Source organism: Pseudomonas sp. P4_C1 (genome assembly GCF_056402155.1).
The window spans coordinates 75062-91084 of sequence record NZ_JBFUHY010000011.1 but is presented as its reverse complement, the minus strand read 5'-3'; the positions used below and the strand labels follow the sequence as shown (position 1 = coordinate 91084).

Here is a 16023-nt window from a genome sequence, read left to right as displayed (position 1 = left end):
CACTCCAAAATCCTTCTCAATCGACCGCTCTTGAGCCGCCGAACGGGAGTTTTTTGGCTTTTTGAAAGCCTTGGCTCAGCTCTTGCTAACAGCACTAAAGCTGACCGAATGGATGATTTTTTACCGCTACAGAAACAGGCGCCACACCAGAGCGCCGACCTTAAAAAAATAACGTGGAACCACCTACTTTTTGGGAGCAACCGAATGAAACGTACGTGCACTAGCCTGATGCTGGCGGGATCATTGCTGGCCGGGGGTCAGGCCATGGCCGGCGACTTGCTGCAATGGCAGAACAACAGCCTGAGCTATCTCTATGGCAAGGACTTCCAGGTCAACCCGCGCATCCAGCAGACGGTGACCTTTGAACACGCTGATGGTTGGAAATACGGCGACAACTTCTTCTTCATCGACAAGATCTTCTACAACGGCAAGGAAGACGCCTTCGCGGGCAAGAACAGCCACTACGGCGAGCTCAGCCCGCGCCTGTCGTTCAACAAGATCTTCGACCAGAAGTTCGAATTTGGCCCGATCAAGGACGTGCTGCTGGCCATGACCTACGAGTTCGGTGAAGACGATACCGAGTCCTACCTGATCGGCCCTGGCTTCGATCTGGCCATCCCGGGCTTCGATTACTTCCAGTTGAACTTCTACAACCGCCACACCGAAGGCGACCGCCCGGGCGACAACATCTGGCAGGTCACGCCGGTCTGGTCCTACACCATCCCGGTGGGTGGTTCGGACGTGCTGATCGACGGTTTCATGGACTGGGTCGTCGACAACGACGTGAACAAAAAAGGCGAATACCACGCCAACCTGCACTTCAATCCGCAGGTCAAATATGACCTGGGCAAGGCGTTGAATCTGGGTGCCAAGCAGCTGTACGTCGGTGTCGAGTACGACTACTGGAAAAACAAGTACGGGATTGAAGACAGCCAGGGCTTCAAGACTGATCAGAGCGTGACCAGCTTCCTGGTCAAGGTTCACTTCTGATCATGTAGGAGCGAGCTTGCTCGCGATGGACTAGAGAGCGCCACGGGGTGTCAGGCTCCCAGCGTCATCGTTAACGTCCATCGCGAGCTTGCTCGCTCCTACATCAACCCCAGAAACCGGCACAACTCCCCCCGCTTGGCCAATGCATCCCGTCGCCCCAGTTCGATCAATTCGCTGCAATACCCCGCCTCGAACAACAGATAGCTCAGCACCCCTGCCCCGCTGGTCTTGGTCGCGCCCGGGCCTCGCAGGAACAGGCGCAATGCCGGCGGCAACTCCTGGCGATGTCGCGCGGCAATCTCGTCGATTGGCTGGCTTGGTGAAATCACCAGTACGTCCACTGGCGCCACGCCCAATGCGCGGGTCGGCGTACCGTCGGGCATCAGGTGACTGAACTGATTCAGGCGCTGCAACAACTCGATGTCGCTTTCCAGGCTGTCAATGAACGTACTGTTGAGCATGTGCCCGCCAATCTGCGCCAGGGTCGGCTGCTGACCGGTGTAGCTGCGCTGCAAGGGTTGTTGCGGGTCGACGCCGCGGGGGTTGCCGCTGACACCCACCACCAGCACCCGACTGGCGCCCAGATGCAGCGCCGGACTGATCGGCGCCGACTGACGCACCGCGCCATCACCGAAATACTCTTCGCCGATTTTCACCGGTGCGAACAGCAACGGAATGGCCGAACTGGCGAGTAGATGTTCCACGGACAGTTGGGTGGGAACGCCGATGCGTCGATGGCGCAACCAGGCATCGATCTTGCCGCCGCCCTGATAGAAGGTGACGGCCTGGCCGGACTCATAGCCGAAGGCGGTGACTGCCACTGCATGCAATTGTTGCTGTGCGATCGCTTCGGCGATGCCGCCCATATGCAGCTTGTCGTTGAGCAAGTCCCGCAGCGGAGAACTGTTGAGCAGCGCCACCGGCATGTGCTTACCGATACCGAGCAAGCTGTGGCTGACAAAGCGGCTGGCCTGGCGGATTACCCCGGGCCAGTCACTGCGCAACACCAGATGACTGCGAAAGCCCTGCCAGAAGGCCGTCAGGCGTTCGATGGCGTTACGAAAGTCCATTGCCCCGCTGGCGAGGCTGACTGCGTTGATCGCGCCGGCCGAGGTGCCGACGATCACCGGAAACGGGTTGCTCGCCCCCGGTGGCAGCAATTCGGCAATCGCCGCCAGCACTCCGACCTGATAGGCCGCCCGAGCCCCGCCACCGGAAAGAATCAACCCTGTAACCGGTTCGCCTGGACTCATGCACAACTCTCCATGGTGCTTGATGGGATTTCGTTGTTTCGACCTATTCCCTTGTAGGAGCGGGATTCAACCACGTTTGGCGTACAGCTTCGGCTCGCCCGGTGGACGGCTCTTGAAGCGACGATGAGCCCACAGGTATTGCTCGGGATGCTCCCGCAGAACGCTTTCGATCCATTGGTTGATGCGGATGCAATCGTCTTCTTCGGTTTCGCCGGGGAAGCCTTCGAGCGGCGCATGGATCACCAGGCGATATCCGCCGCCGTCCGCCAGACGCTCCTGGGTGAACGGCACCACCAGCGCCTTGCCCAGCCGCGCAAACTTGCTGGTGGCGGTGACGGTCGCGGCCTGAACGCCGAACAGTGGCACAAAAATACTTTGCTTGGCGCCGTAGTCCTGATCCGGTGCGTACCAGATCGCCCGGCCCGAGCGCAGCAGCTTGAGCATGCCGCGCACGTCATCGCGCTCCACCGCCAGCGAGTCGAGGTTGTGCCGCTCGCGGCCCTGGCGCTGGATATAGTCGAACAGCGGATTCTTGTGCTCGCGGTACATGCCGTCGATGGTGTGCTGTTGGCCGAGCAGCGCGGCACCGATTTCCAGCGTCGTGAAGTGCAGTGCCATCAGGATCACGCCCTTGCCTTCGCGCTGAGCCTTTTGCAAATGCTCCAGCCCTTCGACATGAGCCAGGTTTGCCAGGCGCTTGCGCGACCACCACCAGCTCATCGCCATCTCAAAAAAAGCGATGCCGGTGGAGGCGAAGTTCTCCTTGAGCAGGCGCTTGCGTTCGGCGGCGGTTTTTTCAGGAAAACACAGTTCCAGGTTGCGCTTGGCAATGCGCCGTCTGTCGCCGGCCACGCGATACATCAATGCACCCAGAGCACGGCCGATCCACAGCAGCGCCGGATATGGCAACTGGACGATCAGCCACAACAGCCCCAGGCCACACCACAGCGGCCAGAAACGTGGAGATAGAAATGCTTTTCGAAAACGCGGGCGGTCCATTAATGCTTCCGGAATGACAATGGCCGCGCATTCTACATCGTTCGACCCGGCTTGCGGCCCGCGGGCGTTCTCGTTATAAGTCTCGGCACTTTTAGTGACAAGTCGTTGTATGCCGACCATGAGCCAAACCGAACCGCTAGACCAAGATCCCGTGTTCCAGTTGAAGGGCAGCATGCTGGCCATTACGGTGCTGGAACTGGCCCGTAACGACCTCGAAAGCCTTGATCGGCAACTGGCCGCCAAGGTCGCCCAGGCGCCCAACTTCTTCAGCAACGCGCCGCTGGTACTGGCCCTGGACAAACTCCCGGCCAACGAAGGCGCGGTCGATCTGCCAGGGCTGATGCGCGTCTGCCGCCAGCATGGCCTGCGTACCCTGGCGATCCGCGCCAGCCGCATCGAAGACATTGCCGCCGCCATCGCGGTGGATTTGCCAGTACTGCCACCGTCCGGTGCCCGGGAGCGTCCACTGGACCTGACCGAAGGCGAACCGAAGAAAAAACCGGAAAAACCGCCTGAACCGACCATCAAACCGACGAAAATCATCACCTCGCCAGTACGTGGTGGCCAGCAGATTTATGCCCAGGGCAGCGATCTGGTGGTGATCTCCTCGGTCAGCCCGGGGGCGGAACTTCTCGCCGATGGCAACATCCATGTATACGGCCCGATGCGGGGTCGTGTGTTGGCCGGCGTCAAGGGCGACACCAAGGCACGGATTTTCTGTCAGCAAATGAGTGCTGAACTGATTTCCATCGCCGGGCATTACAAGGTTTCCGAAGATCTGCGCCGCGACCCGCTATGGGGTTCGGGTGTGCAGGTCAGCCTGTCCGGCGACGTGTTGAACATCATTCGGCTTTAACGGATACTGCCGCATTTTCCAAGCATCTCTAAAACGTAGCGAAAACGGCTCAAACGAAGTAGGAAAAAGGCCGAAAGCAGTGTTTACCGGGGGTAAACGCCGCTCAAAACCGGATTCCAGCCAAGGCTGTCCGACTGCAGTAGTTTTTCAGGAGATGTTTTTCAGGGACTGAAAAGTCCTTCTTCCTTAGGGGTGAAACACCTTGGCCAAGATTCTCGTGGTTACATCCGGCAAGGGTGGTGTGGGTAAGACCACCACCAGCGCCGCTATCGGTACCGGCCTCGCTCTGCGCGGCCACAAAACAGTGATCGTCGACTTCGACGTGGGCTTGCGTAACCTCGACCTGATCATGGGTTGCGAGCGCCGCGTGGTGTATGACTTCGTCAACGTGGTCAACGGCGAAGCCAACCTGCAACAGGCCCTGATCAAAGACAAGCGCCTGGAAAACCTCTACGTGCTGGCCGCCAGCCAGACCCGCGACAAAGACGCGTTGACCGTCGAAGGCGTGGAAAAAGTCCTGATGCAACTCAAGGAAGACTTTGAGTTCGTGGTCTGCGACTCCCCGGCGGGCATCGAGAAAGGCGCCCACCTGGCCATGTACTTCGCCGATGAAGCGATCGTCGTGACCAACCCGGAAGTCTCCTCGGTACGAGATTCGGACCGCATGCTCGGCCTGCTGGCCAGCAAGTCCCGTCGCGCCGAACGCGGCGAAGACCCGATCAAGGAACACCTGCTGATTACCCGTTATCACCCGGAACGTGTGAGCAAAGGCGAAATGCTTGGCGTAGAAGACGTCAAGGAAATCCTTTCGGTGACCCTGCTCGGCGTGATCCCTGAATCCCAGGCGGTGCTCAAGGCATCCAACCAGGGCGTTCCGGTGATTCTCGACGACCAGAGCGATGCCGGCCAGGCCTACAGCGATACCGTTGACCGCCTGCTGGGCAAGACCGTGGATCATCGATTCCTTGATGTACAGAAGAAGGGATTCTTCGAGCGCCTGTTTGGAGGCAACTAAGCAATGAACCTTTTTGACTTCTTTCGTGCCAACAAAAAGCAAAGCACCGCGTCGGTAGCGAAAGAGCGTCTACAGATCATCGTGGCGCACGAACGCGGCCAACGCAGCACCCCGGACTACCTGCCGGCCTTGCAGAAGGAACTGGTCGAGGTGATCCGCAAGTACGTCAATATCGGGTCCGATGACGTGCATGTCGCACTGGAAAGCCAGGGCAGCTGCTCGATTCTGGAACTCAACATCACCCTGCCTGATCGCTGAGTCGATCCGGCTGGAGCCGCGGCGGCTCAGGTCCCTTCTGCAACCGGAAGGGACCTGAGCCGCCGTTGGCGTTTGTTACGAGGCTGTTTTAATGCCGTTGTCCAACATCCACATCATCCATCAGGACACCGCCGTACTGGTGGTGAACAAACCGACCCTGTTGCTCTCCGTCCCTGGCCGGGCCGACGACAACAAGGACTGCCTGATTACCCGCCTGCAAGAAAACGGCTTCCCGGAAGCGCGCATCGTCCATCGTCTGGACTGGGAGACTTCCGGCATTATCCTGCTGGCCCGTGACCCGGATACCCATCGCGAGCTGTCCCGGCAATTTCACGACCGGGAAACCGAAAAGGCCTACACCGCCCTGTGCTGGGGCCAGCCGGAACTGGACAGCGGCAGCATCGACCTGCCCTTGCGCTACGACCCGCCGACCAAGCCACGCCACGTGGTCGATCACGAATTCGGCAAACATGCGCTGACCTTCTGGCGCGTGCTCGAACGTTGCGGCGACTGGTGCCGCGTTGAGCTGACACCGATCACCGGCCGCTCCCACCAGTTGCGCGTGCACATGCTCTCGATTGGCCATCCGTTGCTGGGTGACGGGCTCTATGCCCATGAACAGGCCTTGGCGGCCTGGCCACGCCTGTGCCTGCACGCCAGCATGCTCAGCTTCACCCATCCGCAGACCGGTGAGCGCCTGCGCTTCGAGTGTCCGGCACCGTTTTAAGACATACATCAATCCTGTGGGAGCGAGCTTGCTCGCGATCTGGCCGGCACATCCAACATTGATGCTGGCTGACACTCCGCCATCGCGAGCAAGCTCGCTCCCACAGGGATCTCCTCCAGATTCTACTTCGGTGACCAGCCCCAACATTCAGTGCGACGCCATTTACCAAGCCAATACGTTAAACTGGCGCCACTGCTGTCTGGAGCTACTTTATGCGCGAAGAGTTGAACCAAGGCCTGATCGATTTCCTCAAGGCCTCCCCTACCCCGTTCCATGCCACCGCCAGCCTTGTTCAGCGCCTGGAAGCGGCGGGCTATCAACGCCTCGACGAGCGCGAGCCGTGGATTACCGAAGCCAACGGTCGCTACTACGTCACCCGCAACGACTCTTCGATTGTCGCGATCAAAATGGGCCGCCACTCACCGTTGCACGGCGGCATTCGCCTGGTCGGCGCCCACACCGACAGCCCGTGCCTGCGCGTCAAGCCGCAACCGGAACTGCAACGCCAGGGCTTCTGGCAATTGGGCGTCGAAGTGTATGGCGGCGCGCTGCTGGCGCCGTGGTTCGACCGTGACCTGTCTCTGGCGGGCCGTGTAACCTTCCGTCGTGATGGCAAGGTCGAGAGCCAGTTGATCGACTTCAAGGCTCCGGTCGCGATCATTCCGAACCTGGCGATTCACCTCAACCGTGAAGCCAACATGGGCTGGGCCATCAACGCCCAGACCGAATTGCCGCCGATCCTCGCGCAATTTGCCGGTGACGAGCGCGTGGACTTTCGCGCAGTACTCACCGATCAACTCGCCCGCGAACACGGCCTGAACGCTGATGTGGTGCTCGATTACGAGTTGAGTTTCTACGACACCCAAAGCGCGGCGGTCATTGGTTTGCATGGTGATTTCATCGCCGGCGCGCGCCTGGACAACCTGCTGTCGTGCTACGCCGGCCTGCAAGCGCTGCTGACGGCCGACACCGACGAGACCTGCGTGCTGGTCTGCAACGACCACGAAGAAGTCGGTTCCTGCTCGGCCTGCGGTGCCGACGGCCCGATGCTCGAGCAAACCTTGCGTCGCCTGCTGCCTGAAGGTGATGAGTTGGTACGCACCATTCAGAAATCCCTGCTGGTTTCAGCTGACAACGCCCACGGCGTGCATCCGAACTACGCCGACAAGCACGACGCCAACCACGGTCCGAAACTCAACGCCGGCCCGGTGATCAAGGTCAACAGCAACCAGCGCTACGCCACCAACAGCGAAACCGCCGGGTTCTTCCGTCATCTGTGCATGGCTGAAGAAGTGCCGGTGCAGAGTTTCGTGGTGCGCAGCGACATGGGCTGTGGTTCGACCATCGGCCCGATCACCGCCAGCCACCTGGGCGTGCGCACCGTGGACATCGGCCTGCCGACGTTCGCCATGCACTCGATCCGCGAATTGTGCGGCAGCCATGACCTGGCGCATCTGGTCAAGGTGCTGAGCGCGTTCTACGCCTGCCGCGAGTTGCCGTAAACCTGAAAAAGCATCGCGAGCAAGCTCGCTCCCACATTGGATTGCATTTCAAATGTGGGAGCGACGGTGCGGCGATCCGACTTGCTCGCGATGACGGCAGCTCAAACACTGCAGATTTCATGATCGCGCTGGTTCATTCCTGATACACATCACGCCTGCCACTTTAAAAACCGCCTAGACTTCGAGTATCCCTTCGACAAGGCCGTCTCCATGATCTCGATGTCTACCTTCCACGCCATGCTGGTCCCGATCCTTGCCGGGATGATCATGCTGGCCGTCGGCTTCAACTTTCGCGACAAAAATGCCGGTGTGTTTGTCATGTGGATCGGCATGCTGAGCATCCTCGCAACCGTGGTGATCAAGATCCTCGCCAAACTCAACGAATAATTCATCGCCCTTGGCTCGCATTGATTTTGACGGGCTCGTACACTCGGCCGATCCGCTCCCTGCGAGGTTGACCGCCTAGTGTTCGCTCGTCTTTTTGCCCTGCCGTGTATTTTCCTTGTCTGCCTGATGACGCTGCTGTCAGTGGCGCCTGCCCAGGCGGCCGGCCTGCCAGGCCTGCTCGGCAGCCAGGCCAAGACCCAGCCCGAAGCCCGGGAACCGCTGGGGCAATCCCTGGACGAAGTGATCAAGTCACTGGAGAACGACCAGCAACGCACCAAGCTGCTGGCCGATCTCAAAAGGCTCCGTGACACCACCAAAATGGCTCAACCAACGACCGAGGAAGGCGTGCTGGGCCTGATTGGCGGAACCCTGACCAATATCGAGAAGAAATTTTCCGGCGACGACAGTCCGCTCACGCGCTGGTCCAGTGAATTCGATCAGGCCAGGGAAGAACTGATGGCGCTGGCGCTGCCGGCCAATGAATGGCTGCCCATGCTGTTCGCCTTCGCCATGATCCTGATGGTCTGGAGCCTGCTGGCCGCAGCCCTGATCTGGATCAGCCACCGCGTGCGAATGCGTTTCGGCCTGACCGAAGAACTGCCGCAGCACCCCCGGGCCCTCGACATGTTGCGCTTCGCCTTGCGCAAGCTCGGGCCATGGCTGATCGCCCTGGTGATCACGGTCTACATGAGCTACGCCCTGCCCTCGTCCCTGGGCAAAAGCCTGGCCATGGTACTGGCCTATGCACTGGTGGTCGGCACCTGCTTCTCGGCCATCTGCGTGATTGCCTTTTCCCTGCTCGACGGCCCGCACCGCCACCGCGCCCTGTACATCCTGCGGCACCAGGCGTTTCGGCCGCTGTGGCTGATCGGCAGCTTCGCCGCGTTTGGCGAGGCGCTGAGCGACCCGCAACTGGTCGACAGCCTCGGCAGCCATCTGGCCCATACCGCTGCGACTGTCGCCAATGTCCTGGCAGCGCTGTCCACAGGACGGTTCATCCTGCGCTTCCGCCGACCGATCGCTCACTTGATCCGCAACCAGCCACTGTCCCGGCGCCTGACCCGCCGTGCCCTCAACGACACCCTGTCGATCCTCGGCACCTTCTGGTACGTGCCGGCGTTGGTGCTGGTGGCCATCTCCCTGTTCGCCACCTTTATTTCCGCTGGCGACACCAGCACCGCACTGCGCCAGTCGCTGATCTGCACCGTTTTGCTGGTGTTGTGCATGGTCATCAACGGCCTGGTACGCCGCCACGCCCTCAAACCCAAGCATGGCATCCGGCGTTACGCCGTGTATTCGGAACGGCTGAAAAACTTTTTCTACACCATCGTTCATCTGCTGGTGTGGCTGGCCTTCATCGAGCTTGGCCTGCGGGTCTGGGGCATTTCGTTGATCCGCTTCACCGAAGGCGACGGCCACGAAGTCAGCGTCAAACTGTTCAGCCTCGCCGGTACGCTGCTGTTCGCCTGGCTGATCTGGATTCTCAGCGACACCGCCGTGCATCACGCGCTGACCCGCTCGCGCAAAGGCCTGGCCAATGCCCGCGCACAGACGATGATGCCGCTGATCCGCAACGTGTTGTTCGTGGCGATTTTCATCATCGCGCTGATCGTTGCCCTGGCGAACATGGGCATGAACGTCACGCCACTGCTGGCCGGTGCCGGTGTGATCGGTCTGGCCATCGGTTTTGGCGCACAGTCGCTGGTAGCCGACCTGATTACCGGGTTGTTCATCATCATCGAAGACTCCCTGGCTATCGACGACTACGTGGATGTCGGCGGCCACCTCGGCACGGTCGAAGGCCTGACCATCCGCACCGTGCGCCTGCGGGACATCGACGGCATCGTCCACACCATTCCATTCAGCGAAATCAAAAGCATCAAGAACTACTCCCGGGAATTCGGCTACGCGATCTTCCGGGTCGCGGTGCCGGCCAGCATGGACATCGACAACGCAATCAAACTGATGCGCGAAGTTGGTCAGAAAATGCGCACCGATCCGTTGCAGCGGCGCAATATCTGGTCGCCACTGGAGTTTCAGGGGGTGGAAAGTTTCGAGTCGGGCAATGCGATCCTTCGCGCCCGCTTCAAGACCGCGCCAATCAAGCAGTGGGAAGTGTCGCGAGCGTTCAATCTGTCACTCAAGCGGCACATGGATGAAGCCGGACTGGATCTGGCGACACCGCGGATGAGTATTCAGGTGATGACCGCCGGTGGTGACCCGCAGGGCGAATAGCCAGCGCCTGCAATAGCAGCGTCAGACAACATCCACCCCGACATGAATCGCATCATGCCGCCAGAACTCCAGGTCGCAGTCGATCAACCGTTCATGCTGGTCATAGTTGACCCGGGCAATCCGCAGGCCCGGGCTGCCCACTGACACCTTCAACGCCGCCGCCGCATCCACCGACAACGCCGTGGGCACAATCTCGAAGCGCACCCGCCCGTAGTGCAAATCGTAATGCCGCGCATACAACTCGGTGATCGACTGATTCAAATCGAAATCGAGGATCCCGGGAAAGTACTGCGGGTTCAGATAGTGCTCCACATACAGCACCAGTCGCCCGTCGATCCGTCGCGAGCGGCAGATCTGGATCACGCTCGACAGCGCCGGCAATTGCAGCCAGGCACAGACCGCCGCCGATGCCGGTTGCAATCGCGCTGAAATCACCTCGGTGGACGGAATCCGCCCCTGGGCGCTGACCATCGCGTGAAAGTGGCTGCGCTGCATGAGGTTGTACGCCAGGCGCGGCGGCGAGACGAACCAGCCGCGCCGCTCCTCGCGGTAGATCTGCCCTTGTGACTCCAGCTGCAACAACGCCTCACGCAAAGTGATCCGCGTGGTGCCGAACAGTTCACTGAGCTTGCGTTCGGCCGGCAATTTGCTGCCAGGAGCCAACAGACCGTGGTCGATCTGTTCCTGGAGTACCTGGCCAATGGCTGTTACCGCTTTTGTTGCCTCTTCACGCATCAACGTTTCCTTTCTGGACTAGACCAGCACCAATTCAGGGCAGAACAGCAGCGCAAACCGGCTCATTCAATAGTCTGCAAGCGTAGGCAGTGCAGATGACCGAGGTGTGACAAAGGCGCCCAACGGTCGCCACTCCCGGCTTTCAAGAACCTGCAATTCATCGGCCAAGTCCCTTGCCAGCCTGGGCTTTGACCATGGTCTACGCTTAGCAGGCCACCCGCGACACCGCCGAACAAAAAGTCATCCCGGGCGACGAACGACATCAAAGTGTCATCCAGCCCCCTTAAATTGGCTCAGGTATTGCTGACCTAGACCAACACACACCGCAATCGCAGCGTTGAACACGACCCAAGGAGCTTCGGAATGAAACAGTTTTTCCTGGCATCACTGTTAGGCTCGACCATTGCAATGTGCACCGCCGCCATGGCGGCCGACACCGATCTGAAAACCCTGGAAGCCGCTGCGAAAGCGGAAGGCGCCGTCAACAGCGTCGGCATGCCCAATGACTGGGCCAACTGGGCCGGCACCTGGAAAGACCTGAGCGACAAATACGGCCTCAAGCACATCGACACCGACATGAGTTCGGCCCAGGAGATCGCCAAGTTCGCCGCGGAAAAAGACAACGCCAGCGCCGACATCGGCGACGTCGGTGCAGCGTTCGGCCCGATCGCGGTCAAGCAAGGCGTGGTGCAACCGTACAAGCCTTCGACCTGGGATCAGATTCCAGCCTGGGCCAAGGACAAGGACGGCAACTGGGCGCTGGCCTACACCGGCACCATCGCCTTCATCGTCAACAAAAAGCTGCTGCACGGTTCCGAAGTGCCGACCAAGTGGGCTGACCTCAAGACCGGCAAGTACAAGGTTTCCATTGGTGACGTAAGCACTGCTGCCCAGGCTGCGAACGGCGTTCTGGCCGCGGCACTGGCCAATGGTGGCGACGAGAAGAACCTGCAACCTGCGCTGTTGCTGTTCGCCGACATCGCCAAGCAGGGTCGCCTTTCGATGTCCAACCCGGTCATTGGTGCCATGGAAAAAGGCGAAATCGAAGTCGGCGTGGTCTGGGACTTCAACGGCCTGAGCTACAAGGCCAAGATGGCCAATCCGGATGATTACGTGGTGCTGATCCCGTCCGACGGTTCGGTGATTTCCGGTTACACCACCATCATCAACAAATATGCCAAGAACCCCAATGCCGCCAAGCTGACCCGCGAATACATCTTCAGCGACGCCGGCCAGATCAACCTGGCAAAAGGCAACGCCCGACCGATCCGTGCCGAGCACATCACGCTGCCAGAAGAAGTGAAAGCCAAGCTGCTGCCAAACGAGCAGTACAAAAAGGTCACGCCGATCAAGGACGCCGATGCATGGGAGAAGACTTCCAAGGCCCTTCCGCAGAAGTGGAATGAAGAAGTCATCGTCAATATGCAGTAACCCTGTGGCCCACCATTTTTTGATGGACCAATGAGAATCCCTGTGGGAGCGAGCTTGCTCGCGATAGCGATTAGACATTCAACATAGATGTTGACTGGCAGTCCCTCATCGCGAGCGAGCTCCCACAGTGGATCGAGTGAGTTCCGAATATCTGTTTCACGGAGTCATCGCCCCTATGAAGCACAACGTCATCCTTGTCGTGCTCGACGGCCTCAACCATGAGGTCGCCCGCCACGCCATGGGGCACCTGCAGGCTTACGTCGGCGCCGGACGTGCCGCACTCTACAAACTGGAGTGCGAGTTGCCGGCCCTGTCCCGCCCGCTGTACGAATGCATCCTGACCGGCGTTGCGCCCATCGACAGCGGCATCGTCCACAACAATGTCTCGCGCCTGTCCAACCAGCGCAGCATCTATCACTACGCTACCGACGCAGGTCTTGTGACTGCCGCTGCGGCTTATCACTGGGTCAGCGAGCTGTACAACCGTTCGCCCTTCGTGGCGGCCCGGGATCGCCACACCGATGATCCGCAACTGCCGATCCAGCACGGGCATTTCTACTGGAACGATCACTACCCGGATTCGCACCTGTTCGCCGACGCCGAAAACCTGCGCCTGCGCCATGCGCCGAACTTTTTGCTGATCCACCCGATGAATATCGACGACGCCGGGCACAAGCACGGCCTCGACACCCCGCAGTACCGCAACAGCGCCCGCTCGGCCGACATCATCCTGGCCGACTACCTGCAAGGCTGGCTCGATGCCGGTTATCAGGTGCTGGTCACCGCCGACCATGGCATGAACAACGACCGCTCCCACAACGGCCTGCTGCCGGAAGAACGTGAAGTGCCACTGTTCGTTCTCGGTGATGCGTTCAGCTTCGACGCCGACGCCGCGCCGAAACAGACAGAGATCTGCGGCACCGTCTGCCAATTGCTGGGCGTGCCCCACGACAAACCGGTCTGCCGGGAGCTGTTGAAGTGAATTCCATGACCCGCAGTAAATGGCTCGCTGCCCTGTGCCTGGTCCCGTTTGCGTTGTTCTTCATCGTGTTCGAGATCGCACCGCTGACCTGGGTGATGATCAACAGCCTGCAATCTGAAGAATTCGGCTGGGGCCTGGCCAACTTCAGCAAGATCTTCAGCTCGAAGTTTTACCTGCAGGCCATCCAGTACAGTCTTGAGATCAGCTTCTGGTCCAGCGTGTTCGGGATCATCATCGCGATACTGGGCGCCTACTCCCTGCGCCGGGTCGATTCGAAACTGCGCAACTTCGTCAACGCCTTCGCCAACATGACCAGCAACTTCGCCGGTGTGCCGCTGGCGTTCGCGTTCATCATTTTGCTCGGCTTCAACGGCAGCTTCACCATCATGCTCAAGCAGGCCGGCATCATTCAGGATTTCAACCTGTACTCGAAAACCGGGCTGATCATTCTCTACACCTACTTCCAGATTCCCCTCGGCGTACTGTTGCTGTACCCGGCCTTCGATGCCTTGCGCGAAGACTGGCGCGAGTCCGCCTCACTGCTCGGTGCGAGCGGCTGGCAATTCTGGCGACACATCGGATTGCCGGTGTTGACACCTGCGTTGCTCGGCACCTTCGTGATCCTGCTGGCCAACGCCCTCGGCGCCTACGCCACGGTGTACGCACTGACCACCGGCAACTTCAACGTGCTGCCGATCCGCATCGCGGCAATGGTGTCCGGTGACATTTCCCTGGACCCGAACCTGGCCAGCGCCCTGGCCGTGGTGCTGGTGGCCTTGATGACCCTGGTGACCATCGTGCATCAGTTGCTGTTGAAGAGGAGCTACCATGTCTCGCGCTGAACTGGGGTCCGCCGGTGTCTACCACCGCGTCGTGGTGTACTTGCTGTTTGCCATCCTGCTGTTGCCGCTGGCCGGCACGCTGATCTACTCGATCGCCAGCAGTTGGTCGGCGACCATTCTGCCCAGTGGCTTCACCCTCAAATGGTACATCCAGCTATGGAGCGATCCGCGCTTCCTGGATGCGTTCGGGCAATCGTTGCTGGTCTGCGTCGGTTCGTTGATCCTTTCCGTGGTGCTGATTCTGCCGCTGTTGTTCGTGGTGCATTACCACTTCCCGAAACTCGACGCGCTGATGAACATCCTGATCCTGCTGCCCTTCGCTGTGCCACCGGTGGTGTCGTCGGTGGGACTGTTGCAGCTCTATGGCTCCGGCCCCTTCGCCATGGTCGGCACGCCGTGGATCCTGATCGGTTGCTACTTCACCGTGGCGCTGCCGTTCATGTACCGGGCGATCACCAACAACCTGCAAGCGATCAACCTGCGCGACCTGATGGATGCCGCCCAGTTGCTCGGCGCCAGCACCTTTCAAGCCGCATTCCTGGTGGTGCTACCGAACCTGCGCAAGGGCCTGATGGTGGCACTGCTGCTGTCGTTCTCGTTTCTGTTCGGTGAATTCGTGTTCGCCAACATCCTCGTGGGCACCCGCTACGAAACCCTGCAGGTCTACCTCAACAACATGCGCAACAGCAGCGGTCATTTCACCAGTGCGCTGGTGATTTCCTACTTCTTCTTTGTGCTGGTTCTGACTTGGATCGCCAATATCTTGAACAAGGACAAAAGCGAATGAGCTACGTCAGCGTCCAACATCTTCAGAAAAGCTACTCTCAAGTAGGGCAGGCGGGCACTACGGTGTTCAGCGACATCAATTGCGAAATCCGGAAAGGTGAATTCGTCACCCTGCTCGGCCCGTCCGGTTGCGGCAAATCCACCCTGCTGCGCTGCATCGCCGGCCTGACCTCGGTGGATGGCGGCAAGATCCTCCTGGACAATCAGGACATCGTGCCCCTGAGCCCGCAAAAACGCGGGATCGGCATGGTGTTCCAGAGCTATGCCCTGTTCCCCAACATGAGCGTGGAGCAAAACGTCGCCTTCGGCCTGCGCATGCAGAAGGTCAACGCCGACGACAGTCAGAAGCGCGTCGCCGAAGTGTTGAAACTGGTGGAACTGAACGACTTCGCCTCGCGTTATCCGCATCAATTGTCCGGCGGCCAATGCCAGCGCGTGGCCCTCGCCCGCTCGTTGGTGACCCGCCCGCGCCTGTTGCTGCTCGACGAACCGTTGTCGGCCCTGGACGCGCGGATTCGCAAGCTCCTGCGCGAACAGATCCGTCAGATCCAGCGCGAGCTGGGCTTGACCACGATTTTCGTCACACACGATCAGGAAGAAGCCCTGACCATGTCTGACCGGATTTTCCTCATGAATCAGGGAAAAATCGTACAAAGCGGCGACGCCGAAACCCTCTACACCGCCCCGGTGGATGTGTTCGCCGCCGGGTTTATCGGCAACTACAACCTGCTGGATGCCGACAGCGCTTCGAAGCTGTTGCAGCGACCGATCAGCAAGCGCATCGCCATCCGCCCGGAAGCCATCGAACTGAGCCTCAATGGCGAACTGGACGCACAGGTGCGTAGCCACAGCCTGCTGGGCAACGTGATTCGCTACCGGATCGAAGCCCGGGGCGTAGAATTGGTGGTGGACGTTCTGAACCGCTCGGCGGCCGACCTGCATCCCGACGGCCAACGTCTGGCGCTTTCCATCGATCCGACGGCCCTGTGTGAGGTAGCCTGATGACTTTGCTGACGCTGAAGAGA

Annotated in this window: 16 protein-coding genes; 13 read left to right on the top strand and 3 right to left on the bottom strand. The window is 59.9% G+C overall.

Features of this window, described 5'->3' with window-relative positions; all coding sequences use genetic code 11:
• Positions 1–204: 204 nt before the first annotated feature.
• On the top strand, positions 205–990 hold the full coding sequence (locus AC1DU9_RS10140) for an outer membrane protein OmpK (RefSeq protein WP_046037576.1): 786 nt from the start codon (positions 205–207) through the stop codon (positions 988–990).
• Positions 991–1088: 98 nt separating this feature from the next.
• On the opposite strand, the gene AC1DU9_RS10135 is transcribed toward AC1DU9_RS10140, so the two are convergent.
• Positions 1089–2243 carry a patatin-like phospholipase family protein gene (locus AC1DU9_RS10135; RefSeq protein WP_477810078.1) on the bottom strand — a complete coding sequence of 385 codons (1155 nt, stop codon included), beginning with the start codon at positions 2241–2243 and terminating at the stop codon, positions 1089–1091.
• A gap of 66 nt (positions 2244–2309) precedes the next feature.
• Positions 2310–3242, bottom strand: a complete 933-nt coding sequence (locus AC1DU9_RS10130; RefSeq protein WP_223462175.1) for a lipid A biosynthesis lauroyl acyltransferase — start codon at positions 3240–3242, stop codon at positions 2310–2312.
• Between the two features lie 118 nt (positions 3243–3360).
• On the opposite strand from AC1DU9_RS10130, the gene minC reads away from it, so the two are divergent.
• From minC to AC1DU9_RS10095, 7 genes are all read left to right on the top strand, one after another.
• Positions 3361–4098 carry a septum site-determining protein MinC gene (gene minC / locus AC1DU9_RS10125; protein ID WP_007974945.1) on the top strand — a complete coding sequence of 246 codons (738 nt, stop codon included), beginning with the start codon at positions 3361–3363 and terminating at the stop codon, positions 4096–4098.
• A 202-nt stretch (positions 4099–4300) separates the two neighbouring features.
• Entirely contained in the window at positions 4301–5113 is an 813-nt protein-coding gene (gene minD, locus AC1DU9_RS10120; RefSeq protein ID WP_007974946.1) for a septum site-determining protein MinD, read from the top strand.
• Between the two features lie 3 nt (positions 5114–5116).
• Positions 5117–5371 (top strand): cell division topological specificity factor MinE, encoded by a 255-nt coding sequence (gene minE, locus AC1DU9_RS10115; RefSeq protein WP_007974947.1) that lies wholly within the window; start codon positions 5117–5119, stop codon positions 5369–5371.
• Between the two features lie 91 nt (positions 5372–5462).
• A complete protein-coding gene (locus AC1DU9_RS10110; RefSeq protein WP_477810077.1) occupies positions 5463–6098 on the top strand; it encodes an RluA family pseudouridine synthase in 636 nt (211 codons plus the stop codon).
• 212 nt (positions 6099–6310) lie between these two features.
• Complete coding sequence (locus AC1DU9_RS10105) at positions 6311–7600, top strand: M18 family aminopeptidase (RefSeq protein ID WP_223462173.1); 1290 nt, start codon at positions 6311–6313, stop codon at positions 7598–7600.
• A 210-nt stretch (positions 7601–7810) separates the two neighbouring features.
• Positions 7811–7987, top strand: coding sequence for a hypothetical protein (locus AC1DU9_RS10100; RefSeq protein WP_223462172.1), 177 nt, complete (start codon positions 7811–7813; stop codon positions 7985–7987).
• A 126-nt stretch (positions 7988–8113) separates the two neighbouring features.
• The gene (locus AC1DU9_RS10095) at positions 8114–10222 is read left to right on the top strand and encodes a mechanosensitive ion channel family protein (protein ID WP_223462171.1); all 2109 of its coding nucleotides are present in this window, start codon (positions 8114–8116) and stop codon (positions 10220–10222) included.
• 21 nt (positions 10223–10243) lie between these two features.
• On the opposite strand, the gene AC1DU9_RS10090 is transcribed toward AC1DU9_RS10095, so the two are convergent.
• Complete coding sequence (locus tag AC1DU9_RS10090) at positions 10244–10957, bottom strand: UTRA domain-containing protein (protein WP_108218996.1); 714 nt, start codon at positions 10955–10957, stop codon at positions 10244–10246.
• A gap of 363 nt (positions 10958–11320) precedes the next feature.
• Between AC1DU9_RS10090 and AC1DU9_RS10085 the strand changes: the two genes are divergently transcribed.
• The 5 genes from AC1DU9_RS10085 (at position 11321) to AC1DU9_RS10065 (ending at position 16000) form a co-directional block, all read left to right on the top strand.
• Positions 11321–12388 (top strand): ABC transporter substrate-binding protein, encoded by a 1068-nt coding sequence (locus AC1DU9_RS10085; RefSeq protein WP_223462170.1) that lies wholly within the window; start codon positions 11321–11323, stop codon positions 12386–12388.
• A 175-nt stretch (positions 12389–12563) separates the two neighbouring features.
• A complete protein-coding gene (locus AC1DU9_RS10080; RefSeq protein ID WP_223462169.1) occupies positions 12564–13370 on the top strand; it encodes an alkaline phosphatase family protein in 807 nt (268 codons plus the stop codon).
• Positions 13371–13375: 5 nt separating this feature from the next.
• The gene (locus tag AC1DU9_RS10075) at positions 13376–14212 is read left to right on the top strand and encodes an ABC transporter permease (protein WP_223462168.1); all 837 of its coding nucleotides are present in this window, start codon (positions 13376–13378) and stop codon (positions 14210–14212) included.
• Positions 14199–14999, top strand: coding sequence for an ABC transporter permease (locus AC1DU9_RS10070; RefSeq protein ID WP_223462167.1), 801 nt, complete (start codon positions 14199–14201; stop codon positions 14997–14999). Before AC1DU9_RS10075 ends, AC1DU9_RS10070 begins: the two co-directional genes overlap by 14 nt.
• Entirely contained in the window at positions 14996–16000 is a 1005-nt protein-coding gene (locus AC1DU9_RS10065) for an ABC transporter ATP-binding protein (RefSeq protein ID WP_223462166.1), read from the top strand. Before AC1DU9_RS10070 ends, AC1DU9_RS10065 begins: the two co-directional genes overlap by 4 nt.
• Positions 16001–16023 lie beyond the last annotated feature (23 nt).